The 25364-nt window shown below is 63.9% G+C and carries 27 protein-coding genes; 12 read left to right on the plus strand and 15 right to left on the minus strand.

The window, feature by feature from the left end; translation table 11 throughout:
- The first annotated feature begins 2 nt into the window (after positions 1-2).
- Entirely contained in the window at positions 3-527 is a 525-nt protein-coding gene (locus tag LB553_RS11325) for a hypothetical protein (RefSeq protein ID WP_224513194.1), read from the plus strand.
- 123 nt (positions 528-650) lie between these two features.
- Positions 651-1394, plus strand: a complete 744-nt coding sequence (locus LB553_RS11330; RefSeq protein WP_224513195.1) for a 2OG-Fe(II) oxygenase — start codon at positions 651-653, stop codon at positions 1392-1394.
- A 27-nt stretch (positions 1395-1421) separates the two neighbouring features.
- On the opposite strand, the gene LB553_RS11335 is transcribed toward LB553_RS11330, so the two are convergent.
- A complete protein-coding gene (locus LB553_RS11335; RefSeq protein WP_224513197.1) occupies positions 1422-1748 on the minus strand; it encodes a GYD domain-containing protein in 327 nt (108 codons plus the stop codon).
- A 215-nt stretch (positions 1749-1963) separates the two neighbouring features.
- On the opposite strand from LB553_RS11335, the gene LB553_RS11340 reads away from it, so the two are divergent.
- Positions 1964-3586 (plus strand): ABC-F family ATP-binding cassette domain-containing protein, encoded by a 1623-nt coding sequence (locus tag LB553_RS11340; protein ID WP_224513199.1) that lies wholly within the window; start codon positions 1964-1966, stop codon positions 3584-3586.
- A 9-nt stretch (positions 3587-3595) separates the two neighbouring features.
- Here LB553_RS11340 and LB553_RS11345 read toward each other — a convergent pair whose 3' ends face one another.
- The 7 genes from LB553_RS11345 to groES all read right to left on the minus strand — a co-directional run bounded on the left by LB553_RS11345 (position 3596) and on the right by groES (position 9386).
- The gene (locus tag LB553_RS11345; protein ID WP_224513201.1) at positions 3596-4276 is read right to left on the minus strand and encodes a type 1 glutamine amidotransferase; all 681 of its coding nucleotides are present in this window, start codon (positions 4274-4276) and stop codon (positions 3596-3598) included.
- A gap of 115 nt (positions 4277-4391) precedes the next feature.
- A complete protein-coding gene (gene htpG / locus LB553_RS11350; RefSeq protein WP_224513203.1) occupies positions 4392-6284 on the minus strand; it encodes a molecular chaperone HtpG in 1893 nt (630 codons plus the stop codon).
- 60 nt (positions 6285-6344) lie between these two features.
- On the minus strand, positions 6345-6647 hold the full coding sequence (locus tag LB553_RS11355) for a DUF982 domain-containing protein (protein ID WP_224513205.1): 303 nt from the start codon (positions 6645-6647) through the stop codon (positions 6345-6347).
- On the minus strand, positions 6628-7029 hold the full coding sequence (locus LB553_RS11360; RefSeq protein ID WP_224513207.1) for a helix-turn-helix transcriptional regulator: 402 nt from the start codon (positions 7027-7029) through the stop codon (positions 6628-6630). The genes LB553_RS11355 and LB553_RS11360 overlap by 20 nt, the downstream gene beginning before the upstream one ends.
- Positions 7030-7091: 62 nt before the next feature.
- Positions 7092-7313, minus strand: coding sequence for a hypothetical protein (locus LB553_RS11365; RefSeq protein WP_224513209.1), 222 nt, complete (start codon positions 7311-7313; stop codon positions 7092-7094).
- A 68-nt stretch (positions 7314-7381) separates the two neighbouring features.
- Positions 7382-9010: a chaperonin GroEL gene (groL, locus tag LB553_RS11370; protein WP_224513211.1), complete on the minus strand. Its 1629-nt coding sequence runs from the start codon at positions 9008-9010 to the stop codon at positions 7382-7384.
- A gap of 61 nt (positions 9011-9071) precedes the next feature.
- Positions 9072-9386, minus strand: coding sequence for a co-chaperone GroES (gene groES, locus LB553_RS11375; protein ID WP_040988406.1), 315 nt, complete (start codon positions 9384-9386; stop codon positions 9072-9074).
- 331 nt (positions 9387-9717) lie between these two features.
- Between groES and LB553_RS11380 the strand changes: the two genes are divergently transcribed.
- The 5 genes from LB553_RS11380 to LB553_RS11400 all read left to right on the plus strand — a co-directional run bounded on the left by LB553_RS11380 (position 9718) and on the right by LB553_RS11400 (position 13542).
- Positions 9718-10065 (plus strand): hypothetical protein, encoded by a 348-nt coding sequence (locus tag LB553_RS11380; protein WP_224513213.1) that lies wholly within the window; start codon positions 9718-9720, stop codon positions 10063-10065.
- A 13-nt stretch (positions 10066-10078) separates the two neighbouring features.
- Entirely contained in the window at positions 10079-10357 is a 279-nt protein-coding gene (locus LB553_RS11385; protein WP_224513215.1) for an usg protein, read from the plus strand.
- 241 nt (positions 10358-10598) lie between these two features.
- A complete protein-coding gene (locus tag LB553_RS11390) occupies positions 10599-11075 on the plus strand; it encodes an Hsp20 family protein (RefSeq protein WP_224513217.1) in 477 nt (158 codons plus the stop codon).
- Between the two features lie 91 nt (positions 11076-11166).
- Positions 11167-11676, plus strand: a complete 510-nt coding sequence (locus LB553_RS11395; protein WP_224513219.1) for an Hsp20/alpha crystallin family protein — start codon at positions 11167-11169, stop codon at positions 11674-11676.
- 438 nt (positions 11677-12114) lie between these two features.
- A complete protein-coding gene (locus LB553_RS11400; protein ID WP_224513220.1) occupies positions 12115-13542 on the plus strand; it encodes a hypothetical protein in 1428 nt (475 codons plus the stop codon).
- Positions 13543-13581: 39 nt separating this feature from the next.
- Here the strand turns inward: LB553_RS11400 and LB553_RS11405 are convergent, their stop codons facing one another.
- The 4 genes from LB553_RS11405 to LB553_RS11420 all read right to left on the minus strand — a co-directional run bounded on the left by LB553_RS11405 (position 13582) and on the right by LB553_RS11420 (position 17265).
- Positions 13582-14475: a hypothetical protein gene (locus LB553_RS11405; RefSeq protein ID WP_224513221.1), complete on the minus strand. Its 894-nt coding sequence runs from the start codon at positions 14473-14475 to the stop codon at positions 13582-13584.
- Positions 14476-14566: 91 nt separating this feature from the next.
- A complete protein-coding gene (locus tag LB553_RS11410; RefSeq protein WP_224513222.1) occupies positions 14567-16225 on the minus strand; it encodes an acyl-CoA synthetase in 1659 nt (552 codons plus the stop codon).
- A 233-nt stretch (positions 16226-16458) separates the two neighbouring features.
- A complete protein-coding gene (locus LB553_RS11415; RefSeq protein WP_412033331.1) occupies positions 16459-17046 on the minus strand; it encodes a hypothetical protein in 588 nt (195 codons plus the stop codon).
- Between the two features lie 45 nt (positions 17047-17091).
- Positions 17092-17265 carry a hypothetical protein gene (locus LB553_RS11420; protein WP_224513223.1) on the minus strand — a complete coding sequence of 58 codons (174 nt, stop codon included), beginning with the start codon at positions 17263-17265 and terminating at the stop codon, positions 17092-17094.
- A gap of 133 nt (positions 17266-17398) precedes the next feature.
- On the opposite strand from LB553_RS11420, the gene LB553_RS11425 reads away from it, so the two are divergent.
- On the plus strand, positions 17399-17788 hold the full coding sequence (locus LB553_RS11425; protein ID WP_224513224.1) for a VOC family protein: 390 nt from the start codon (positions 17399-17401) through the stop codon (positions 17786-17788).
- A gap of 145 nt (positions 17789-17933) precedes the next feature.
- A complete protein-coding gene (locus LB553_RS11430; RefSeq protein WP_224513225.1) occupies positions 17934-19487 on the plus strand; it encodes a serine hydrolase in 1554 nt (517 codons plus the stop codon).
- A 42-nt stretch (positions 19488-19529) separates the two neighbouring features.
- Here the strand turns inward: LB553_RS11430 and LB553_RS11435 are convergent, their stop codons facing one another.
- Together LB553_RS11435 and LB553_RS11440 are read right to left on the minus strand one after the other, a co-directional pair.
- Entirely contained in the window at positions 19530-20066 is a 537-nt protein-coding gene (locus LB553_RS11435) for a hypothetical protein (RefSeq protein WP_224513226.1), read from the minus strand.
- Positions 20067-20109: 43 nt separating this feature from the next.
- Positions 20110-21048: a hypothetical protein gene (locus LB553_RS11440; RefSeq protein WP_224513227.1), complete on the minus strand. Its 939-nt coding sequence runs from the start codon at positions 21046-21048 to the stop codon at positions 20110-20112.
- A 311-nt stretch (positions 21049-21359) separates the two neighbouring features.
- Between LB553_RS11440 and LB553_RS11445 the strand changes: the two genes are divergently transcribed.
- The gene (locus LB553_RS11445) at positions 21360-22481 is read left to right on the plus strand and encodes a KamA family radical SAM protein (protein ID WP_224513505.1); all 1122 of its coding nucleotides are present in this window, start codon (positions 21360-21362) and stop codon (positions 22479-22481) included.
- Positions 22482-22855: 374 nt separating this feature from the next.
- Positions 22856-23713 carry a BA14K family protein gene (locus LB553_RS11450; protein WP_224513229.1) on the plus strand — a complete coding sequence of 286 codons (858 nt, stop codon included), beginning with the start codon at positions 22856-22858 and terminating at the stop codon, positions 23711-23713.
- Between the two features lie 101 nt (positions 23714-23814).
- Here the strand turns inward: LB553_RS11450 and LB553_RS11455 are convergent, their stop codons facing one another.
- Positions 23815-25194 (minus strand): FAD-binding oxidoreductase, encoded by a 1380-nt coding sequence (locus tag LB553_RS11455; RefSeq protein WP_224513231.1) that lies wholly within the window; start codon positions 25192-25194, stop codon positions 23815-23817.
- Between the last annotated feature and the right edge of the window lie 170 nt (positions 25195-25364).

Here is a 25364-nt window from a genome sequence, read left to right on the forward strand (position 1 = left end):
CGATGGCGCATCTATCGCCGATCGACTACCCGACCGCCTCGGACGACATCCGCGCCGAGCACGACCGAGAGCTCGCGCTGCGCGGCCGCATGACCAACATGAAACGCATCCTGCTTCACTCGCCGACCGCCCACCGCATCTACGCGGAATGGTTCATGCTGCGCGACCTTCTCAAGCCCACGCTCGACGACCGCGCCATCTGGCTGTTCTCGAAGGCGATCGCCGGGACGATGCGCGCCGAGATCCCCGTGACCTTCTTCCGCCGCGCATTGATCGACAGCGGGCTCGACCCCGAAGCGATCGAGCCCACCGCCGACGAGGCGCTGCTGATTGGCTTCGGCAAGGCGGTCGCCGCTGATGCCAACGCCGTTCCGGATGAGACGTGGGCCGCGCTTAAGGCGCGCTATGACGAGACGCTGCTGGTCAACCTCACCGCCTTCGCCGGCATCATGGTGGCGACCTGCGTGTTCACCAATGCTGTGAAGGTGGATCTCGATCCGGAGCTGGAGATGTATCGCAAGCGGTGAAGCTGCTGATCTGTCCCGCAAGGGAGATCAGCGCTCCAGCGCCTCGCCACCTTGTCATGAAACGGGTGGTTCGCTCCGGCTGCGCGCCCCATCTTCAGGACAAGCAAGCGATGGAGCGAACCCATGACCATCCATCCCCTGAACACCAAACGCGCCAGCCGCTCCGCCGAATCCCGTGTCGCGGCGCAGGATTGGCGCGCGCTGGTGTCAGACCTCAATGCCCATGGCTGCGCGGTCGTGTCCGGCCTGCTGTCGGCGGACGAATGCGCCGATATCGCTGCCCTCTATCCGCATGAAGAGCATTTCCGCAGCCACGTCGTGATGGCGCGTCATGGCTTCGGCAAGGGCGAATATCGCTACTTCAAATATCCGCTGCCTGACCTGATCGAAGGCCTGCGCTCAGCCCTCTATACACGCCTCGCCACGATCGCCAATGACTGGAACGAGAAGATGAGGGTTGCCCAGCGCTATCCCGCCGAGCACGCCGCCTTCCTGAAGCGCTGCCACGACGAAGGCCAGACGAGACCGACACCGCTTCTGTTGCAATACGGCCCCGGCGATTTCAACTGCCTGCACCAGGACCTCTACGGCGATCTTGCCTTTCCGTTGCAGGTGGCGATCCTTTTGTCCGAACCTGGTGCGGATTTCACCGGTGGCGAATTCGTGCTCACCGAACAGCGCCCGCGCATGCAGAGCCGCGCAGAGGTGGTGCCGCTCAAGCGCGGCGATGCGGTGATCTTCGCCGTGCATAACCGGCCGGCGGAGGGCACGCGAGGTTACTATCGCGTCAACCTGCGCCACGGCGTCAGCCGGCTGCGCTCGGGCAGGCGACATACGCTAGGCATTATCTTCCATGACGCGAGGTGACACTCCCCGAGGCGGCGTTTTTCGCCTCTACGCTCCCGGCCGCCGATAACGAATCGATTTCGCCCTGCCCAGCGCGCCCATCGTGTCCTCGACGCTGAGGAGGACGGTGGTCTCGCAGGAGCTGAGTGCCCCTCCGGCACCGATGGCGAGCACGACGGACGCCATCGAAACATTGTCCGGCGCCTCCCACAAGTTCCAGCCGTCATGTTCGCCGAACGCGTACCAGAACCCGTGCAGCTTTCCGCCCACCGATTCTATGTATGAGCTGGCTGCCTTGCGGCGATCCTCGGGGTTTTCGATCATTCGCGCCCATGTCTCGGGCGTGTAGCTGAAGCGCGTCAGGTACATGGCCATAGTTGGACCTCCCTTGCCAGAGCCTATCAAGTGGTTGGCTCCAGCACTAAGCGCTCGATCTGTCGGCGACGCGAATCAATTTTACCGCGGCTTGGTTCTGCCTCGAAGGAATAGCCGAGCGCGGTATGCGGCGCTTCTGCTCTTCCCTCCGCACCCTCATTCGCGTATGCCCCGGGCAAATCCCGCCATCTCAGCGCAGTTTCCCGCACCGTCCCATGATCCGTCTCGAAAATATCGGCAAGCAGAACGGCCGACAGATCGTCTTCATCGAAGCCTCGGCCGCCTTGCAGAAGGGCGAGAAGATCGGGCTGGTCGGCCCGAACGGCGCCGGCAAGACGACATTGTTCCGCATGATCATTGGCCAGGAGCAGCCGGACGAGGGCCAGGTGTCGGTCGATCGCGGCGTCACCATCGGTTATTTCAGCCAGGATGTCGGCGATATGGGCGGCTTGAGCGCTGTCGCCGAAGTCGTGGAAGGCGCCGGGCCGGTCAGCGCCGTGGCCGCCGAGATGCGCGAGCTTGAGCACGCCATGGGCGATCCCGACCGCGCCGACGAGATGGATGAGATCATCGAGCGCTATGGCGAATTGCAGCACCGCTTCGAGGAGCTCGACGGCTATGCGCTGGACGGCCGCGCGCGCGAGGTTCTCGACGGTCTCGGCTTTTCCCAGGAGATGATGGACGGCGACGTTTCAAAACTTTCCGGCGGCTGGAAGATGCGCGTGGCACTCGCCCGCATCCTATTGATGCGGCCCGACGTCATGCTGCTCGACGAGCCGTCGAACCATCTCGACCTCGAAAGCCTGATCTGGCTGGAGAAGTTCCTCAAGGATTATGACGGCGCGCTGCTGATGACCTCGCACGACCGCGAGTTCATGAACCGTATCGTCACCAAGATCATCGAGATCGACGCCGGCGCGCTCACCTCCTATTCCGGCAATTACGAATTCTACCAGGAGCAGCGTGCGCTGGCCGACAAGCAGCTGCAGGCGCAGTTCGAGCGCCAGCAGGCGATGCTGGCCAAGGAGATCGCCTTCATCGAGCGCTTCAAGGCGCGCGCCTCGCATGCGGCGCAGGTGCAGAGCCGGGTGAAGAAGCTCGACAAGATCGACCGTGTCGAGCCGCCGAAGCGCCGCCAGACGGTAGCCTTCGACTTCCAGCCAGCGCCGCGCTGCGGCGAGGACGTGGCGACGCTGAAAGGCATTCACAAATCCTATGGCAGCCGCTCGATCTATTCAGGCCTCGACTTCCAGATACGCCGCCGCGAGCGCTGGTGTGTCATGGGCGTCAACGGCGCCGGCAAGTCGACGCTTTTGAAGCTGGTGGCCGGTGCCTCCGAGCCGGACGAGGGCTCGGTTGCGCGCGGTCCGAGCGTCAAGATGGGCTATTTCGCCCAGCACGCCATGGAACTGCTCGATGGTGAGCGCACCGTCTTCGAGACGCTGGAGGACAATTTTCCGCAAGCAGGCCAGGCGCCGCTGCGCGCTTTGGCCGGCTGCTTCGGTTTTTCCGGCGACGAGATCGAAAAGAAGTGCCGCGTGCTTTCCGGCGGCGAGAAGGCGCGGCTGGTGATGGCGCTGATGCTGTTCGACCCGCCCAACCTGCTGGTGCTCGACGAACCGACCAACCACCTCGACATCACCACCAAGCAGATGCTGATCGAGGCGCTATCGCAATACGAGGGCACCATGCTCTTCGTCTCGCATGACCGCCATTTCCTGGCTGCGCTGTCGAACCGCGTGCTGGAGCTGACACCCGAAGGCATCCACACCTATGGCGGCGGCTACACGGAATATGTCGCCCGCACCGGCCAGGAAGCGCCTGGGCTGAGGGGGTAGGGCCGCTTTTCAGCCGAAAAGTTTCGTCACGAAGCCGCTGAACCAGGCAAGCTGTGCCGCGTGGTGAGCTTCCATCAGCCTGTCCTGTTCGTCCCGGTCCTGCGCGCCGAGCGTTCCGTAGGGCGCGCTTTGCCGTTCCTGCCAGCGCCGAAAGCCGGCCGGACCCTGCTCGGCATGGAATTGCAGCGCGTAGGTCTTCTCGCCGATCCGGAACGCCTGATTGGGGAAAGTCTCGCTCGAGGCGAGATGCACGGCGCCTTCCGGCAGGGCGAACGTATGAAAATGGTTCTGTGGCAGGAAGAGCGCCCGGTCGAGAAAGTCGCCGGCCTCAGCCGTCGGCGTTATCTCGAAATAGCCGAACTCTCTGATGCCGCTTCCCACCGGCCCGACATCGGCGCCCAGATGCCAGGCGATCTGCTGCGCGCCCTGGCAGATGCCGAGCAGCGGCAGGTCGTTCTCCAGGCAATGCTCGATCAGCGCAGCCTCGTCGTCGAGGAACGGATGCTTGTCGGTGTCGAAGACATTGAATGGTCCGCCATAGATCACGGCGCCGTCGACAGCGCTGAGATCGATCGTCTCGCCTTTGAACGGCATCGCGGTCGTGATTGCATGGCCGACGGCCTCCAGGGTGGTCTGGGCGCGATCGTCGCCCGGTTCTTCCCAGTGCCGGACGAGAACAATACGTTTCATCAGAGGCTCCTGCCGCTTATCCGTAGGAACTATAAGGCTAAGCGGCCTGTCGGAAATGTGCCAGCGCCCAGTTACTGCTGGGCTCCGGCAAGCCATTCAAGCGCAGCGCCGGCGCTTACCCCTTTGCCAACCCGCGATCGATCAGCCGCGCTAGGCGCGCCGAGAACGCCTTGGCGTCCGCCGGCTTGTCGCCGTCGAGCACGCGCGCTTCGTCGTAAAGCAGGTGCGCGGCGTCTTCCTTGAACGCCTTGTCGTCGTCGCCGAGCTTTGCCAGCGCCGCTACGCGCTCGTGGTGGGGGTTGATCTCAAGGATCGGCTTGGCCGCTTTGTCAAGCCGGCCGGCGGCATTGAGCAGGCGCTCGAACTGGCGATCGGGGCCGTGCTCGGGAGCGACAAGGCAGACGGCGCTTTCGGTCAGCCTGTCGGAGGCCTTCACGTCCGACACCTTCTCGCCAAGCGTCGTCTTCACGAACGCCAGGAAGGCGGCGATATCCGATGACGTTTCGGCCTCGGGCTTCGCCGTATCCTCGGGCAGCGCGATATCGGCAAGTTCCGCCGCGCCCTGCGTCACCGACTTGAACGGCTTGCCGTCGAATTCCGGTGCCATCGTCACCCAGAAACTGTCGACCGGATCGGTGAGCAACAGCACCTCGATGCCGCGCGCGCGAAAACCTTCGAGCTGCGGCGAAGCTTCGAGCCGGGCGCGATCGTCGCCGGCCATGAAGAAGATCGCTTTCTGGCCTTCCTTCATCGCTCCGACATAATCGGCAAGGCTGCGCCAGCCTTCGCCTGAAGTCGTCGAACGGAAGCGGGCAAGCTTCAGCAGCTGCTCGCGCCGCTCGTAGTCTTCATAAAGACCTTCCTTGAGGACGACGCCGAAATTCTCCCAGATTTTGGCGTAGGCTTCGGCATCGTTTTCGGCCGTTTTGGCGAGGTCGCCGAGAATGCGGTTGGTGACGCCCTTGCGGATCGCTGCGAGCAGGGGGCTTTCCTGGATCATCTCGCGCGAGACGTTGAGCGGCAGGTCGGCGGAATCGACCAGGCCGCGCACGAAGCGCAGGTAGCGCGGCAGGAGATCGGCATCGTCGGTGATGAAGACGCGCCGCACATAGAGCTTCATGCGGCCCTTGCGGTCCTGGTCGAACAGGTCGAACGGCCGCGATCCCGGCACGAAGGCGAGCACACCGTATTCCTGTCGGCCCTCGGCGCGGAAATGGATCGTCGAGGCTGGCTCGTCATACTGGCCGGCGATGCTGCGGTAGAAGTCGGTATATTCCTCCGGCTTGATCTCGCTCTTTTGCCGCACCCAAAGCGCCGTGCCGTCGGCGATGTCGCGCGGTTCGGCGCCGGGTTTCTCGACGAGCGTGATCGGCACCGGCACATGTCCCGACTGCGACTTCGCCAGCCCCTCGAGCCGGTAAGGCGTGGTATAGGAAGAGGCGTCTTCCATCAGATGCAGCACGACGCGCGTGCCGCGCTTGGGTGCGGCCTCGAGCGGGATCGGCGCGATTTCGTAGGTGCCCTTGCCGTCGGAGGACCAGCGGAAGGCTTCGTTGCTGCCGGCTTGGCGGCTGATGACGTCGACCCGGTCTGCGACCATGAAAGCGGAATAGAAGCCGACGCCGAATTGGCCGATGAGCTGCGTGTCTTCCGCCGCCTTGCCCGCCTCGACGCGCTCCATGAAGGCGCGTGTGCCCGAGCGCGCGATCGTGCCAAGCGCCTCGGCCATCTCGTCGCGGCTCATGCCGATGCCGTTGTCCTCGACGGAGAGTTCCTTGTTGTCCGGATTGGCGGCAATCGTGATGCGCGGCTTGGCATCGTCGCCCAGAAGCTCTGGCCGGCTCACCGCCTCGAAGCGCAGCCTTTCGCAGGCATCCGCCGCGTTGGAGATCAGCTCGCGCAGGAAGACGTCCCGGTCCGAATAGACCGAATGCACCATCATATGCAGCAGCCGCGAGACGTCCGCCTCGAATGTCCTGGTTTCCTTCGCCTTGGTGTCCGTCGTCATTCAGAATTCCTGGGTTCGGTTATTTTGTCCGTCGCGCCAGCACGCGCCGGTTTCAAATCTTCAGCCATTATTGCTTGTGGACGCGCGCCCTGCCAGCGCTGCGGGCGCCAGCGAAACCACGTCCGGCGCCAGAATATCGTGGCGGCGGGCGAAGGCAACAAGGGTTGCCCGCACCATTTCCGCGTCGATCTGGCCGGCAATGCCGGCTTTGCAGGCGTTGAGCGCGATCGCATATGCGCTGCTCCTGCTCGCAGCCGGCCAATCCTGCAGCAGGGCGTAGGCTTCCGCCACCGTCTCCAGCCGCACCGGCAAGCCCATGCCGACGAGGACAGTGACAGGCTCTTCAAAGCGGTCGTGGTTCATGGTCTGGACCCTCTTTCGGGTGGGTGCCCATGGCGCTGGGGCGAAGGCCGGTCGTCCCGGCGAGCGCAGGCCGGCGCGGGTAGGGCGCTTGCAGGACGATGCCGTGCGGCCGCGACTGGCCTATGCCGGTGAAGGCCTGCACAACCACCGGGCCCGCCGGCGTGGTGTGCGCCGCTGGACTCTGCTGGTTCAGGCGCGGCGGCGGCAGCGCGCTATGCGCCTTGGCCAGGGCCTCGATCCAGGCGGCGACCGCCAGCGGCACTGGCGCGCGCCCCTCAATCCAGCGCGCCACGTCGTTTCTGGCGCAGCCAAGCTCCTGCGCGAGGTCTGCGGCGTCCCATCGCAAGGTTCTCAGGCATTCCCGCAATCGTCCCGCAATCATGGCAATCCTCGTCCGTTCCGCGATCGGATGGACCCCGCCTTGGAAGCGGGGCCCGATTTGGCTCAGCCGCGCGCCGATGTTTCCGCCGCCGATACCTGCTGTGCGGCGAGGAACATCAGCGTCGAGGCAACCGTCCGCCGGTTCCATCCGGCGGATTCGGCCGTGTCGAGCAAGCGTGTCAGCAGCGGCTTCAGCGCGCTCCGGCACTCGGTTTCATAGGCAAGGAATTCGCTTGCCGGATGCGTCGGCGCCGGAACCGAGCCATTTCCGCTCATCATATCCATAAGGGCCTCCCATTGTTGCTGGTGAAGCGCCCGCTCCCGTTGCCGGAAGCGGGCCTTTCGTCAGCGTCTCAGAAATCCATGCCGGCGCCGGCCGGCATGGCCGGAGCGGCTTCCTTCTTGGGCTTCTCGGCCACCATCGCCTCGGTGGTGACGAGCAGTCCTGCGACCGAGGCTGCATCCTGCAGCGCGGTGCGCACCACCTTGGCGGGGTCGATCACACCCTGCTTGTAGAGGTCGCCATACTCGCCGGTCTGGGCGTTCCAGCCATAGGCGAATTCGGTCTTCTCGCGCAGCTTGCCGACGATGATCGAACCTTCCGACCCGCTGTTCTCGGCGATCTGCCGCGCCGGAGCTTCGATCGCGCGCCGCACGATATCGACGCCGTATCTCTGGTCCGGGTTGTCGACGGCGACCGCGTCGAGCGCCTTGGCCGCCCTGAGCAAGGCAACGCCGCCGCCGGGCAGGATACCTTCCTCGACCGCGGCGCGCGTGGCGTGCAGCGCGTCGTCGACACGGTCCTTCTTCTCCTTGACCTCGACTTCCGTCGCGCCGCCGACGCGGATCACGGCAACGCCGCCGGCGAGCTTGGCCAGCCGCTCCTGCAGCTTCTCGCGATCATAGTCGGAGGTAGTCTCCTCGATCTGGGCCTTGATTTGCGTGATGCGGCCCTGGATCTCCTCCTTCTTGCCGGCGCCGTCGACGATGGTGGTGTTTTCCTTCTCGATCGCGACCTTCTTGGCGCGGCCGAGCATCTCCAGCGTGACGTTCTCGAGCTTGATGCCGAGATCCTCGCTGATGGCCGTGCCGCCGGTGAGGATGGCGATGTCCTCCAGCATGGCCTTGCGCCGGTCGCCGAAGCCCGGAGCCTTGACGGCGGCTACCTTCAGCCCGCCGCGCAGCTTGTTGACCACCAGCGTGGCCAGAGCCTCGCCCTCGACATCCTCGGCGATGATCAGCAGCGGCTTGCCGGACTGCACCACGGCCTCCAGCACCGGCAGCAGGGCCTGAAGATTGCTGAGCTTCTTCTCGTGGATCAGCACATAGGGCTCTTCGAGCTCGACGCGCATCTTGTCCTGGTTGGTGATGAAATAGGGTGAGAGATAGCCGCGATCGAACTGCATGCCTTCCACGACTTCCAGCTCGGTCTCGGCCGTCTTGGCTTCCTCGACGGTGATGACGCCTTCGTTGCCGACTTTTTCCATAGCCTCGGCCAGGAAGCGGCCGATCTCGGCATCGCCATTGGCCGAGATGGTGCCGACCTGTGCGATCTCGTCGTTGCTGGTGATCTTGCGGGCATTGACCTTGAGTTCGGCGACGACCGCATCCACCGCCTTGTCGATACCGCGTTTCAGATCCATCGGGTTCATGCCCGAGGCAACGGCCTTAGCCCCTTCGCGAACGATCGCCTGGGCAAGCACGGTGGCAGTGGTGGTGCCGTCGCCGGCGATGTCGCTGGTCTTCGAAGCGACTTCGCGGACCATCTGGGCGCCCATGTTCTCGAACTTGTCCTCGAGCTCGATCTCCTTGGCGACGGTGACGCCGTCCTTGGTGATGCGCGGCGCGCCGAACGACTTGTCGATGACGACGTTGCGACCCTTCGGACCGAGGGTCACCTTCACCGCGTCGGCCAGGATGTTGACGCCGCGCAGCATGCGCTCGCGGGCGTCGGAATGGAATTTGACTTCCTTGGCAGCCATTGGATCACTCCTTGTTTAGGCAGCTTTCATTGACTGGGTTGCGGTTCTATCGAAGCCCCGGTCAGGCGGCTTTCTTCAACGTCGCGGCCTGCTCGATCACGCCCATCACGTCGCTTTCCTTCATGATGAGCAGATCCTCGCCGTTGAGCTTGATCTCGGTGCCGGACCACTTGCCGAACAGGATGCGGTCGCCGACCTTCACGTCGAGGGGCACGAGCTTGCCGCTCTCGTCGCGGGCCCCCGGGCCGACGGCGATGACTTCGCCTTCCTGCGGCTTTTCCTTGGCAGTGTCGGGGATGATGATACCGCCGGCCGTCTTCTCTTCGGCCTCGATGCGGCGCACGAGTACGCGGTCATGCAGTGGACGGAACGTCATATCGTTCTCCTTCAGGACAAACAGATTGCGAGAGGTTCCTCCGCTCCGGGCCGGCAGGACCGGAGCGAGGCTCGCGCGACCCTTTCGGCATCGCGCGCATGTCGAGCTAGTTTTGCCTTCTTCTACTTTCAAGGGGGTGCCGCAAATTTTTTGGCACTCTCGACCACCGAGTGCTAGTGCGCTGAAAACATGCGGTAAATTGGACCGCTCCGATAACGGAGAGGCTTGAATTCGCGATTGAGTTGAACAAGATTATCGGCGCCCGGCAGCGCCGGGACCGTTGAGAAACTGGAACCCGAAACAAGGAGTTTTTTGGAGACGGAGGACAGAAATGGACCGACAGACGCTTTCGCCGATCATTCCTTCCCTTGCTCCCGAAATATCAGACCTTTCGCTCGACCGGCTGCTGTCGCCGGCCAGCCATTTTCAGCATCCGCGGGATGTGCTGGAGGAAGGCTCGCTCGACATATGGGAAAAGCGGGCGATCCTTTCGTCCTGGGCATCTGACGCCTGCGCCGTGGAATCGATGCCCGCGCTGCGCCAGCCGCCGGGCGCCGAGCGGCCGGTCTCCTTCGACGACATCATGGATGCGCTGCGCCGGCTTGATGCGCTAGCCCCGTCGCCCAGCGGCCCTACCGATAACGACCACCGGCAGTTGGTCGACCGGCTGAGCGCGTGAGGGCCCGAAGGCGATGGCGAGAGCGGTCAGCAGGGAATTCCGCTTGCAGATGAATGGCTATGGCTTGACCACTGCCGAGATCCATTATCATCTGCCCGATCATCCGAGCCTGCTCCAGCTTTACGTCTGGCAGGACTATGATCTTGCCCCGGATTTCCCCGCGCTGAGGGGCTTTCTGGGTTTTTGGGAGCGCGAGCTGGCTGGCGCCTTGCATTCCGTCCGCGTCGCCCACCATCGGCTCATCAGGGCATCGGAATGGCGGGCCGTCGACGGGATCATCGCAATCCATTGAAGACCAGCTCCCCAAGGCGGTCGTGTTGCACGGCCGCCTTCAATTCATGATTTGCCTGCCTGCATGCAGATGACGAGGCCGAGTTTTTCACGACCCTAAAGGCGCGTCGGGGCGGGGTCTTGACGTGCCGGCGTTGAATTCCCAGATCGATGAGGCCGGTGCTTGAGATAGACCGGCAGGTCAAGGGGCACCGCTTCCTTGGCGCCCCTCGTATCTATGTTGCTCAATGGAGGATGTAGCTATGAGAACCACGTTTGACTTCAGTCCCCTGTTCCGGTCGAGCATAGGCTTCGATCGAATGCTGAACGCGCTCGAAACGGCGAGCCGGATCGAAACCGTCGACAATTGGCCACCCTACGACATCGCCAAGACCGCGGATGACGACTACCGCATAACCATGGCGGTGGCCGGATTCTCGCAGGATGAACTGGCCATTACCCAGGAGCAGAACATGCTTATGGTCTCGGGCCAGAAAGCCGGCGAGGACAAGGGTGAGTACCTGCATCGTGGTATCGCCGGCCGCGCGTTCCAGCGACGCTTCGAGCTTGCCGACCACGTCAAGGTCGTTGGCGCCAGCTTGGTCAATGGGCTGCTGACGATCGATCTGAAGCGCGAAATCCCGGAAGAGATGAAACCGCGACGGATCGAGATCGCAGCCGACAGCGCAACGCTCAAAGGCACGACAAAGAAGATCGAAGCCGAGAAGCACGCTGCTTGAGGGCCTTCCTGCGAGCGCATCCGCGCTACGCGCCGGGCACTGCCCGGCGCGCAGGAGCTTTTCGAGCCGATGAACAGAAAGGAGCGAAACCATGAGTGTCCGTGATCTGATTCCCTGGGGCCGAAGCAACGGCAACCAGCTTCCAAGCATATTCCGCGACGGTGAGCGCGACCCGTTCCTGTCGCTGCATCGCGAGGTGAACCGCCTGTTTGACGACGTTTTCCGCGGCTTTGACAGCCGCTTGCCGTCTTTGGGCGGTGTTTCCGCCCTCGGCGCCGGTTGGCCGAGCGTCGAGATCTCCAACGGCGAGAAGGAGATCAAGGTGATGGCCGAGGTGCCGGGCCTCGAGCAGAAAGACATCGAGGTCCTGCTCGACGACGGCGTGCTGACGCTGAGAGGCGAGAAGCGCTCCGAGACGGAGGACAAGGATCGGCAGTTCTCCGAGCGCTATTACGGCCGCTTCGAGCGCCGCATCCCGGTTGGCTACGAGGTCAAGGAAGACGAGGTGGATGCCCGCTTCAAGAACGGCGTGCTGACCGTCACCTTGCCGAAGAGCGAAAAGGCGCAGTCGCAGGTCAAGCGCATCGACATCAAGAGTTGACTGCATCGACGCGGGAGGCCGATACGCCTCCCGCGTCGCAATCCATGAGAGCCACAGCGACCGGATGCCCCGCGCAGCGCAGCTCTTCCCGCCCGATCAGGCGGCTGAGATAGAGAAAATTATGCGGCGGGAGCTCCATTTGCCCCTCCACCAGTGTTCGCATCGCTCATCTGAATGATGACAAGCAGCTAGCCGTCTTTCCCTTTTGCAGCGCATGCTTTCAGCGCCTACTCGAGGGAAAATTAGCATATTTTAGGAGCCGAAGAGGGGATCACCTGGGGTGGATCCGCATAAGATTGAGACCGGCGATAACCTTAATTCTGGTTTCATTTGCACAGGCTTCCCGAACGGAAGGCAACGCGATAGATTAGCAATTCGTTAAGTACGCCCGGGGGCGAGCGTAAAAAGTGTGTCGTCGAGCGTAAGGGATGTGCCGTGATGAATTTCAAGTCTCTGATCAAGCGGGCCGAGGACGTCGATAAGGAATTTCAGGAACTCCAATCGGATCTGGCGGAAGCATTCGAGGACGTTCTTAAAGATGATGAACGGCCGCCGTCGGAGGACGATGCCGCTGCCGGCCAGGAACTGGTGGCAAGCGACGAGAATCCGCCGCCGTCCGAAGAGCAGCCCGACGCGGCTCCGTCGCGGCTGACGCCGCATACCCAGACACGGCTCGCTGCGCTTGAAGCTGTGGCCGGGCTTTTCCGCGACGGGCAGGGGCATCTGCAGGAGATCGAGGCGAAGCTGGCGGAGATCGCCACCGCGCATCATATGACGCGTGAGGTCCTCAACGTCTTCCATCGCGACGTGTTGCGCTCCAACGAACTGGAGCTGGCAAACCTCGCTCTCACCACCGAGCGCAAGGCGCTCTCCGAACAATTGCTCGATGCCGCCCGCAAGCAGCGCGAACGTGACGGCGCGGCCGAGGCCTGGCAGCAGCGCGAGGCGGGCCTCGTCCAGGACCGCGAGCAGCTGCGCTCGGCGCTTGCGGCCGTGCGCCTGGAACTGGTGGAGATGGGCAATGAGGCCGCCAGGCGCGAGACGGAGTTCGGCGAGATCGCCAAAGCCCTGACCGCTAAGACCGTCGAAGTCGACAGGCGCGGCGCCGAGAACAAGCTGCTGCGCGAAAAGCAGGTCGGCCTTTCGGTCGATCTGGAGCAGGCGCAAAAGCGCGAAGCGGAGGCCAGGCACAAATTCGATGAGTTCGCGGCGACCCACGCCTGCGAAACCGCTCATATTGCCGAGTTGATGGCCCAGCTCGGCAACCACGAAAAGGAAGAGACTCGGCTGCAGAAAGCCCTGGAGGCGACGCAAGCCAAGCTTGCCGAAACGGTCGAGGCGGCGCGTATCGCCGAAAGCGACAGCACCGCCGAATTGGCGCGCAGCCAGGCGGAAATGCGCGGTTTGCGTGCCGAGATCCAGGAACTGCAGTCGCGTCTGGATAAGGTCTCGACCGACAATGGCGAAGCCACGGCTGAGATCGCCAGGCTCAAGGCGCAATTGAACGACGCCGTCACCGAGCGCCAGATTGCGGAGAAAAGGCTCGCCGTTCTCAAGGATGAGAGCGAAGCCGACAAGAAGAACCTGTCCGAGGTCAGCACCAATCTTTCACGGCTTTCGCTGCAGCAGGCGTCCGAGCAGATCCAGCTCGACATCCAGAAGCAGGAATGCGAGGATTTGCGCGCCGAAGTCGAAGCGCTCAACGCCCGCATCCGGGAATTGCTGCCTTACGAGCGCTTGCATCGGGTGACCGACGCAAGGTCGCGCAAGGATGCCGCGCCTCAAACCAACGGGATCATCGCGGAAGCGGCGCGCCCCGTCGCGCGACGCGTTTCCCGGCGCAGCATGCGGGCGAACGGGGGCTGACAAACCGCCGCGCACTTTTCTGGAATGAGGCTTCGCGGGCTATTTGCCCGCCATGCCGTCGGCGAGGTCCTGCGCCTGCTTGAGCAGCGCCGGAAAAGACGGGTCGCCAGGCAGGCGCTGGGCCATGCAGGCGCGGTAGTCGGCGTCGCCCTCTTCCCAGGCAGCGTTGGCGGGATCGGAAGCCTGCGCGTCGTCCTGGTCCGAGCCTTGATCGGCCTGCTGGGCTTTCTGCGCCGCGGCGTCGGCGGCTGCCCAGATTGAATCGCAGGCCGCAATCTTCGGCACGGCGGGCGAGGCCGGCGCCTCGGCGATCAGCACGCGGTCGCCTTTGACGACCGTCACCACGACATGCTGGTCGTAGATCGGACCGACATCCTGCGTCCAGCCGCCGAGCCGCGCGATCGCCATGTCGGCGCCGTCGGGATTCTTCAGCGGAAAGTCGAGCGTGCCGGAGAATGCTGCGTCGCTGCCGATGGCCTGGGTGTAGAAACTGTCGAGTTTCAATGCCGCACCGATGTCGGTGGGCAGCTTGAAATCCGCTTCCGCCTCGCTCGATTTGGACTTCAGCCAGCGCTCTGTTAGCCCGCGCGTCGACGCGACGATGCTCGGACCGTCTTCGCTCTGGGCATACCGCAACCCATCCAGCATGCCATAGCCGATGTCGGAAGCGTTGAGGCTTTGAATGTTGATGGTGCCCGTCGCCGGGAAACCCTTCACGGAAAGCGGGCCGAGAATGGCGGCGAGACGCTGCTGCAGATCGGCCAGCGCCTTCTCGTTCTGCGCATCGATGGTTTCGATGGCGGTGTTGGCGTTTGCCTGTGCCGCTATGTCGGCAATCGCCTTATCGCGCGCCGCGATATAATCGTCCTCCGGCGAGGCAGCGAGTGCCGTGCTGCCCGCCAGTGCGAAAAGAAGCGTTAAAACCAACCGCATGCCGCAACCCCAAATTAGCGATCAAAGCCCTTGGGAGCCATCGCCCGACTTGGCGGCTTTTGCGTGGCGGAAATCATGGAGAGCCAAATCTTTATTCCGGCTTGCGTTTCTCCACCTCGGCCTTCCTCAGCAAGAACCGCTGGATCTTGCCGCTCGGTGTCTTCGGCAGTTCGCTGACGAACTCGACCTCGCGCGGATAGGAATGCGCAGACAGCCGCTTCTTCACATGCTGGGCGAGTTCCTCGGCTAGCGCCTCGCTGCCCTTGAAGGCGGGCGCCAGCACTACGAACGCCTTGACGATCTCCGTGCGCTGCGGATCGGGCACGCCGACGACGGCCGCCTCGTTGACCGCCGGATGCTCGATCAGCGCGCTTTCGACATCGAACGGTCCGATGCGGTAGCCGGACGAGGTGATGACATCGTCGGCCCGCCCGATGAAGGAGACGGAGCCGTCCGTCTCATATTCCACTGTGTCGCCGGTGCGGTAGTAGCCGCCCGCGATCGCCGGCGTTTCCGCCTGGTGGTAGCCGTCGAACCAGCGCAGCGGCGAGTTGGCGATATCGACCGCCAGCACGCCGGGTTGGTTGGGGCCGAGTTCGTTGCCTGCCTCGTCCAGCACCACCATGCGGTAGCCGGGCATGGCAAAGCCGGCCGAGCCGGCGCGAACCGTATGCGCCAGACCATGATGGTTGTTGACCATCATGCCGTTCTCGGTCTGGCCGTAATGATCGTGGATCGGCGCTGCAAGATGCGCGTCGAACCAGCGGATCACCTCCGGATTGAGCGGCTCGCCGGCGCTGCTCACCACGCGCAGCCTGCCCTTGACGCGGGCCGCGGCCTCGGGCCCTTCCGCCATTAGCAGGCGATAGGCTGTCGGCGAGCCGGCCAGGCTGGTGACGCCCAGACGCTCGATGATGTCGTAGGTCGATTTGGCGTTGAACGCGCCTTCATAGAAGGTGGTGGCGATGCCGAGCTGCAAAGGCCCGGTGATGGCGTAGTAGAGCCCATAGGCCCAGCCGGGATCGGCGATGTTCCAGAAGATGTCGTCGGGCCGAAGCCCGATCGCGTCACGCATATAGGCGCCGAAGGCAAGCAGCGCGTTGAGCGGCACCGGCACGCCCTTTGGGTGCCCGGTCGTGCCGGAGGTCGACATCATCATGAACAGGTCGGTGCCCTTGCGCATGACCGGCTCGCTATCGAGGGAGGCAGCCGCGAGCGCCGCGCGGAAATCGACGTCGCCTGCTGCAAGGGCATCGCCGGGGCCAAGGATGGTGGCGATGCGCGGATGGTTTTTCACCTCGTCGAGCTTGGCGCGGTTTGCGGGATTGGTCACCACCAGCTTCGCCTTGCTGTAGTTCAGGCGATGCTCGATAGCCTTCGGCCCGAAAGCGGTGAACAGCGGCTGGTAGACCGCGCCGACCCGCCACGTGCCGAGGATCAGCGCCACCAATTCAGGGATGCGCGGCAGCATGCCGGCGACGACGTCGCCGGGGCGCACGCCGAGACTTTTGAGCAGGGTGCCGACGCGGCCCGCCATGTCGGCCAGATCGTCGAAGGAGTATTCGCGCAATTCACCGGCAGCCGAGATCGCGCGCAGCGCCAGCCTGTTGTCGCCGGTATAGCGGCCGCAGCATTCGACATAGGCGTTGATGCCGGTCGCCGGATCGCCGTGGAGGCGCGCGATCTCGTCCTCGATGCGGAATTGCGCAACGGCATCCTCATAGCGCGGCAGCGCCTGCGTCTCGGTCATGGCATCCTCCCTCGCCGGCGGATCATCTCCCCATGATCGCCGCCGGAGGAGATTGCCTGAAAAGACGGCGCTGGTCGATTGCGGCGAAAGTCGAGCAAGCGACCGAGGCCGCGCTCCACGGCGGCCTCGGAGCCGCCGGACAGAGGGGGCGCGACGGAACGCGAGCTGTTGTCGGTCAAAGCCCTTTCCAACCTGCAAGTTGGCATCCGTTCCTGAATCGGCGTCTGAGCTGCCTACCCACGCTTCCGATAGAGACTGATGGTCATCTGTTTGCCCACCCCTGCTGGGGCCAGCATGAAGTAATCATAGGTCGTCACCTCGCCGTTCGGACCGACCATCCGCTTCGACCAGATCGGCGCTTCCTCCACCCGCATCTCGGCCCATTGGCGCCCGAAGTCGGGGCTCAGCGCCTTGAGCGGGTCGAGCACGGCGCGAACGTCAGCAGCCGACGCGTATTCGACGGTCGCGGCGCGAAACTGCGCGATCGCCGAGCGAGCCACTACTTCCCAGTCGGCGAAAAGCGCGCGCCAGGCGGGATCGAGGAACAGCCGCGCCAGCAGGTTGCGCCTTGCGGCATCCTCCTGATCGAAGCCGCCAAACAAATCCGCCGCCTCGTCGTCCCAGGCAATGAAGTCCCAGGCGCGGTTGAGCGCATAGGCCGGGTTGGGCGAGAGCGTGGCAAGCAATCCGATAATGCGCGGATCGGGCGAGGGGCCTTCGAGCGGCGCCGCTTCGGGCAGCCATTCCGGCTTTGCGAGTTTGAACAGGTGCTGGCGTTCCACGGGCAGGAGGTCCAGCACGTCGGCGAGCGCATTGAGCACCTGGGCGGAAGGATTGGCCTCGCGTCCCTGTTCCAGCCACGTGTACTAGGTGGCGCTGATTCCTGCCAGCAGCGCGACTTCCTCACGCAGCAGCCCGCTTGCGCGCCGTCGCGTGCCGGTGCGGATGCCATGCCGTGACGGCTCGACGCGTTCGCGCATGGCGCGCAGGAAGCGGCCGAGTTCCTTGCGCCTGTCGATCTCCGCGGTCCGTTCCAGCATCGTTGCGCCTCGAAGGGGGTAGCGGCACTACCAGCAGCGCCGCTCATCTTGTACCACCTTACTACCAGTATAATGAGGCAGCGCATCGCACAACTACCGCGCCGGAACGCGGCGCCACCCAGAGGATCTGCAGATGAATGCGCTGAAAAACATCAGGAATATCGACTACACCGTCATCTTCGCTCGCGACATGAAGGAGATGCGCCGTTTCTATGAGGACGTGATGGGCTTTCACGCCCATTCCAGCCTGGGCGAGGGCTGGATTGCCTACCAGGTCGGCTCGTGCCTCCTGGCGCTCACCGAGCGTGGCGTGATGTTCCATGACGCGCCGACGCCTGCGGGCGCGCTCTCCGTGCAACTCGCCTTCCGCGTGACGGCCAGCCAGGTTGATCAATGTGCCGAGACGTTGCGTGAGAAGGGCGTGGCGATCGAAAGCGGGCCGACCGACCGGCCCTGGGGCCATCGCACGCTTTTCTTTCGCGATCCCGATGGCAATGTGCTGGAGATTTACGCGGATATCTAGCCTTGCGGCAGTTCAATCCCTTGAGCTTCCATGTGCCGCTTTCAGCGGTTGCGCAGTTCGCCGGGTCCCCGGGCGAAGGCTTGGCCGCGACAGCGCCGACCTGTACGATCGTAGGGTGAATGCAGGGAAGGGAGGGAAGCGCGTGATGCGGCTTGGTCGGAATCTCTGCCATTTGACGGTTGCGGCCTTTATCGCAATGTCGCTTTGGTCCAACGCGGCATCGGCCGACCCCATCACGCCCGAACAGATCGCCGTCGCCTTGCCGAAGCTCGAGGCGCTGGCGCAAGGCGCTGTTGCCGATGGCGCGGTGCCCGGTCTCGCCATCGCGGTCGTGCACAATGACGAGGTGGTCTTCCTCAAGGGGTTCGGCCATCGCGAGGCCGGCAAGCCCGAGACTGTCGACGCCGATACCGTGTTCCAGATCGCCTCGCTTTCCAAGCCGGTCTCCGCCACGGTCGTGGCGGCGCTGGTCAGCGACGGCGTCGTGTCCTGGAATTCCAAGATCGCCGACCTCGATCCGGGCTTCCGGCTCGCCGATCCTTATCCGGCGAGCGAGCTCACCATCCGCGACTTGTTTTCGCATCGCAGCGGGCTCCCAGGCACCGCTGGAGACGATCTCGAGGACATAGGCTACGATCGCGCCACGATCCTTCACCGCTTGCGCTTCGTGCCGCCATTGTCGAGCTTTCGCGCAGGCTACTCCTACAGCAATTTCGGGCTGACGGAGGGCGCAGTCGCGGCCGCCAGGCCGACGGGAAAATCCTGGGAGGAGGTCGCCGATGAAAAGCTCTATCGTCCGCTAGGCATGGCTTCGACCAGTTCCCGGAACGCCGATTTCACCAAGCATGCAAACCGTGCCGCGCTTCACGTCAAGGTGGACGGCGCCTGGGCCGCCAAGATCAAGCGCGATCCGGACGCGCAGGCGCCTGCCGGCGGCGTCAGCTCCACCGCGCGCGATCTCGCGCAATGGGTGCGCCTGCTGCTGGGTGACGGCGTCTATGCCGGCAAGATGTTGATCGCCGCCGATGCCTTGGACCAGACGCATATGCCACTGATGACGCGCGGCAAGAACCCCGTCTCCGGTGGCGAATCCTTCTACGGCCTCGGCTGGAACATCGAATTCGGCCGGCACGGTCTGAGTTGGGGCCACGCGGGCGCCTTCAGCGTCGGTGCGCGCACCCTGGTGACGATCTTCCCGAAGGACAAACTCGGCATCGTCATCCTTGCCAACGCCTTCCCGACAGGCGTGCCGGAAGGACTTTCAGACAGCTTTGCCGATCTCGTCTTTGAAGGCAAGGTCGAGAAGAACTGGATCGAGGCGTGGGATGCGATCTACGCCGGCATGTTCGGTCCGGTGGTCGAGGCGGCCAAGGCCAGATTTGCCGCGCCGCCGTCAGCGGCTCGGCCGGCGGCACCGGCCAACGCCTATGCCGGCCATTATGCCAACGACTTCATTGGCGATGCGGTCGTATCGCGGGCGGGAGACGATCTTGTGCTCAAGGTCGGGCCGGCCGGAGCACGGTCCTATTCCTTGACGCATTACAACGGCGACCTGTTCTTGACCTATCCCGACGCCGAGACCCCGGACAGGCCGGTGGGCGTGAGCTTTGTCGTCGGCCCGGACGGCAAAGCATCGGCCGTGACCATCGGGTTCCTCGACGACAATCATCTGGGCACGCTGCCGCGCGTGGGCGACTAACAAATGAGTGCGACCCAGCCCAGGGTGCTGCCACCCTTACACTCAGTCCTTACGTCGAAAAACACGAAGGTCCATCTCGCGCCAACGCGTCAAAACCTTTTCCTCGAAGCGAAGGCTTTTGAATCGAACGCAATGAATGCTCTCGATCAGAAATATATCGTCCTTGGATGCAACCTCCTCCAGGAACCGGTCAGACCGGACGTCTAGATTGACCTCACTCCCTGATGTTTGATTGATCAGTTGCTGAAAGGCGAACATTGCGTAGCAATAATTATCGAACGTCTCGAAATCCGAGAAGTCGGCACGGTGACATTCATCCAACGTCATCACGGGATAGCTGAACGGGCCGCGAATAGCGCTCTTCGTCTCTCGTTTGCTGACTAAGGCTTTGGTGGCGCCAGCTTCCTCCAGTACGGAGGTACTCCACTCCCAGCAGCTAGTGTACCAGTGATTGAAGGCTTCGTGCGGCACGCCATGTTCGCCCGGCAGCCAGCAGTTATATTCTCGCTCGGCGTCGAGTAGCCGGTAAACGTCGAAAAGAAACTCGTATATGAGTGCCGCCACCGTCGCGTTTCGCATTACCTCAACTTCAATTTATGGGGCCTGAGCTGCACCGCTGGGATTATTCGGAGATTCCTCTGTAGTGGAGCAATTTGAAGCAGTCGCCGCTGCTCGACTTTGTCTGCGTCAGCACCGGTTTCGCGCGGTCGATCCATAGCTGCTGCGACTTAGTGTCGGCCTCGATCGCGTCGGCCGGTGGAAGCGCGACGAAACTCTTGCCCTTGCTGAAGAGCCAGCAGGCGCGGGCGAGGAACCGCCTGCTGCGCTGACGCAGCAGATCGGCGTCATAGAATATGTCGAGCACCTCGCGCTTGATCTTCTGTTCCTTGTCGGGGTTGGCGACCACCGCCCCGACCGGCTCGTCGCCGATCGCGTCATGCAGGTCCTTGTAGTCGAGGCTCAACTGCGTCGTGGCGTATTTGATCTCGTTTTCGTCACGCACGATGTTGAACCACAGCGTCGGATCGAGCTCGTTGACGACGAAGGTGTTTTCGAGATCGCGCGACAGGTTCAGGATATCGAAGTCTCGGACATCGATGTCACGTTCGACCAGCAGGATCTTTTCGACCTGCTTGCCGAGCTCGGCTCCATTGGCGTTGATCGCGGCGTTGTTTCCGCCGAGTTCGGGACCGACATAGGCGCCGCCCTGGTCCAGCACCTCGTCGAACTCGCCGAGCGTTTCAATGACGGCGGCGCCGCGGGCAACACGCGCGGCGAGCCTGGCCAAGACCTGCTGCAGCTCCATCTCGCGTTTGCGCTGGTCCTGATAGTTCTGCTGGAAGAAGAAGATGAACAGCGAAACGCCGATGCCGATCAGGATCACGCCCAACTGCGAAAAGATGTTGCGGTAATATTCCAGAAGCTTTTCGCGGTGGCGTATGTCGTCGCGCACGCTGCGCGCGACATGCAGATTGACAATCAGCGAAAGGACCAGCAGCCCGGCGCCGACCAAGATGAGTCCGCCGATAAGAAGGTAGCCATGGCCTGCGTTGAAATCCATTCGCGTCGCCCCAAAGCCCCGGACAACGCAGACTAATACCATTTTTGATTCAACACATTCGCTTTGACGCTAGGTCAGTTTGAATTTTCTCTCGGAACGACTTGGCTGCGATCATAATTCCGGCCGTCGATCCGGCGATGAGGGCAGCGATTGGCGTGATCCAATCGTCAGGTAGGCGAATGCTCCCATCGCCAGCCCGAAGGAGGAGGTCGAAGTCTTTTGCGCCTTGGCGCGGATGCTGTATCAGGCGCTTCGAGTTCAAGGAGTCTTCTATGATCTTCAATGATCGCGCCAGGACGGGCGACGAACCGATGGAGGCGAGCTGCAAACCGGCCGATGATCGGAACGTCCTTTTGGCCGCCCCCGACGCCTGGCAAGCCGACATCCGCGCCGGCGTGCGCCATGTCCGCGACCTCGCGTCCCTGCCGCTTTCGGCCGCCGAGCGCGCCGTCATGCAAGAAGCCGCGACCGCGCACAAGGTGCGCGTGCCCAAACCCTATCTCGACCTGATCGACTGGAGCGACCCCAACGATCCGATCCGCGCCCAGGTGATCCCGTCGCCGGGCGAGCTCGTCGCCACCGATGGCGAGCTCGACGACCCGATCGGCGATCATGCCTTCAGCCCGGTGCCGCGCCTGACGCACCGCCACGCCGACCGCGTGCTTTTGTTCGCGACCTATCAATGCGCGGTCTATTGCCGCTTCTGCTTCCGCAAGGAATCGCTGACCTCGATCGGCCGCGGCTACACAAGCGAAGCGCTGGAGCCGGCGCTGGTCTACATAGCCGGGTACCCGGAAATCCGCGAGGTGATCCTGACCGGTGGCGATCCGCTGTCGCTGCCTGACAAGGCGCTGGCTGAAATCCGCGCCCGGCTGGAGGCGATCCCGCATCTCAGGCTTCTGCGCATCCATACCCGCGTGCCCGTGGCGCTGCCGTCGCGCGTAACCTCCGGCTTGGTCGAGGCGCTGCAGGGCCGGCTGATGGTGACGGTTGTCACGCACTTCAACCATCCGCGCGAGCTCACCGCCGAAGCCGAGGCGGCCTGCCGCACGATGCGCCAGGCAGGTTTCGTGCTGCTCAACCAGAGTGTTCTCCTCAAAGGCGTCAACGACAAGGTCGAGGTGCTGGAGGAGCTCTGCCGCGAGCTGATGTACCGTCTCGGCGTAAAACCCTATTACCTGCACCACGGCGACCTCGCGCGCGGCATGGCGCATCGCCGCACGACGATTGCCCAAGGCCAGGCGCTGGTCGCGGAACTGCGCCGGCGCTTATCCGGAATCTGCAATCCGACCTATGTCATCGATCTGCCGGATGGCGGCGGCAAGGTGCCGCTGGCGGCGAGCCATATCGAGGGGCGGGACGGCGAAACGTGGCGCATTCGCGGCCAGGACGGGAAGGCGAGGAGCTACAGCGAGGTGGTGGCGGACTGCTGAGTGCCCGCATGCCGCTCGGGCGCGGCCCGGCCGCCTCGTTGGGGCATTCTGCCGGGCCTGACCGGCCGCCGCCGGCTGCGAGTCCGAGGCGTGGGACTGCCATGTGAACCACCTGCATTTATTCCTCTGTTTGCACGATGCGGCGTCGTAGCAAAGGCGCGACACTGTCGTCGATCCGTTTGGATCATCGTAAAGTCCCTTAGCTGCCTAGTCCCCAGCTGGGTTCACCTAGCGATCCTCTCGAAGCCCCGCGTGCTCCTCCCCGGAGCACGCGGGGCCTTCGTTTGTTACCGCCGGGCGCAACATCGCCCTCTTGCTGTGGGAACCGGATTCCGCGCCTCGCATTCTATCAGCGGGGACTAAAGGAGTTCGGCATGAAGGCTTTGTTGGGAATTGTCGGCGGCTTCGTGCTGACCCTTGCCGTGTTCGCCAGCGGGCTCGCCTTCGCCACCTGGCTGCTCGCCGCCAAGCCAGTGCGCCAGGCGACCCCGGCGATCGGCGTTTCCGAGCTCTGGACCAAGGACGCTCAGCCGGTCGATCCGCAAAAGCAGAATCTTCAGCGCATTCCCGCCCAGCAGGCTGCCGTCGCGCCCGCCCCAGGGGGCGAGCCGGCCAAGACCGACAGCGCAGTGCAGACGGCGACGCTCGCGGCGCCGACCGCACCCGCGCAGCCGCAGCAGTTGCAGCCCACGACCGCTCAGCCGAACCAGCCCGCAGCCGAGCCTGACGCGACCCAGCCTTCCCAGCCGGCTCCGGCCGATCGGCAGGCCGAGCAGCAATTGCCCGTGGCCCATCTGCAATGGTGCTCGGCCCGCTATCGCAGCTACCGTCCGGCGGAAAACAGCTACCGCGCCTACAGCGGCGAGCTGCGCCCTTGCATCTCACCCTATTACGACCCGATGGGCCACCGCACCGCCTCGACCGGCTCAAACGATCGGCAAGGCCAGGGTGGTCAAGCGGTAGCGGATGATGGGCAACCCGCCGCGGCCGATGATCAGACGAGCGACGACCAGGCCGAGATGGAAGGTTACGCCCCGTCGGGCGACGGCTACGTCACCACCTATGGCGGCCCGCCGGAAGAGATCTCGCCCGAGGCCGGGGCCGTGCGGGCACAGGGCCGGCAGATCTCGGCCGCCCATATCGACGATTGCTTCAGCCGCTACCGCTCCTACGATCCGCAGGACAACACCTACCAGCCCTTCGACGGCGGCCCGCGCCGCCAGTGCGAGTAGTGTTTCTGGCCCGCGACAGCGAAGAGGTGATCGCGAAGCGACCGGAGAGGGGCTGCGACACAGGCAGGTTCGCTCTAGCCTCTCGCGCGCCCCCGCCAAACTCAGCCCACGACCTTCCCCGGATTCATCACATTGCCCGGATCGATCAACTCTTTGATCGCCTTCGCCAAATCCCGCTTAACCGGATCAGCATGCCGCTCATAGGCCTCGCGTTTCTCCAGCCCCACCCCATGCTCAGCTGAGAACGAACCGCCGGCCTCGCGCAGCCCCTCATAGAGCACGTCCTCGATCGCCTCATGCCGCTCATGTGGAACCGGCCCTTCGCAATTGAGGGAGATGTGCAGATTGCCGTCGGCGAGATGGCCGTAGACATAGGGCGCATATGAGGCGTCGAGCTTCTTCAGCCCCGCCTCGATGCGCGCCACATAGGCGTCCAGCGCGCCGGCCGGCACGGAGACGTCGAACGAGGGCGCCATAGGGTGCGCGCGCTCGATCTCAACAGTCTCCTCGCGCAGCCGCCACATCGCTGCGGCTTGGCCCTCGGAGCTCGCGACCAGCCCGTCGACGATGCCGACCTCTTCCCAGATCGCCGCCAGCCCGCCCTCGAGCGCGCTTCTCGCCGCCTCGATCGAGTCGGCGCCTAGGCCCAGCACCAGCAGACAGGGCGCATCGAGCGGCAGGCTGCCCGAGGCATAGTTCAGCGACCGCTGCATGAGGGACGCAAAATTACGCCACAGGATCTCGGCGGCGGTGAGCCTCGCGCTGGTCGAGGTCAAAAAATGCCGCACGATGTGCTGGGCGCTGGCCGCATTCGGCACGCCGACAAGCGCGGTGGCACTCGCCCCGGCCACCGGATCGAGCCGCAGCGCCACGCGGGTGACGATGCCGAGCGTGCCTTCCGCGCCGATGAAGAGATGCTTCAGATCGTAGCCTGCGCTGGTTTTCAGCACCCGGGTGAGATCGCAAAACAACCGCCCGTCCGGCAGCACGGCCTCCAAGCCAAGCACGCGGTGGCGCATTGTGCCGTTGCGAAAGGCCATGATGCCGCCGGCGTTGGTGGAAACCATGCCGCCGATCGTGGCGCTGCCGCGCGCGGCAAGGTCGATGCCCGGGTCGAGCCCATGCTGGGCTGCCGCCTCCTGCAGCGCGCCCAGCGTCACGCCCGCCTGCACGATCGCCACGCGCGTGAACGGATCGATGTCCTCTATTCTGTTAAGCCCGCCAAGGTCGCAGATCACCTGCCCTTGGGAAGTGGCTGCTCCGCCCGCCAGCCCGGTGCGCCCGCCCTGCGCGACAAGACTGATGCCCCGCTCCGAACAGAATTTCACCAGCGCCGCGACCTCTTCGACATCGCGCGGACGCACCAGAGCCGAGGCGCCGAAATTGCGGGTGTCGAAGCCAGGATCGCGCGAGGCGAGCTCGGCGGCGTCCCAGATGGTGGCGTTGGGGAGGGCGGCGCGGAGAGAGGGGAGGAGGGCCATGAAATGGATCCGGCGTCGGACGTGAAGCTCGTCCTATAGAGGAACCGCAGCCCGGGAGTCACGCCGGCACGCCCATCGAATCGCCCGGGTCCACAACCATACCGGCTCGGTTCAGGAACATTCCGCGTTTGGCGGAGTTGACAGGACGGCCCGCTCGTTTGAGGCCACAC

This window comes from Mesorhizobium sp. CA8, assembly GCF_020164955.1.
In the GTDB taxonomy this organism is placed as follows: Bacteria; Pseudomonadota; Alphaproteobacteria; order Rhizobiales; family Rhizobiaceae; genus Mesorhizobium.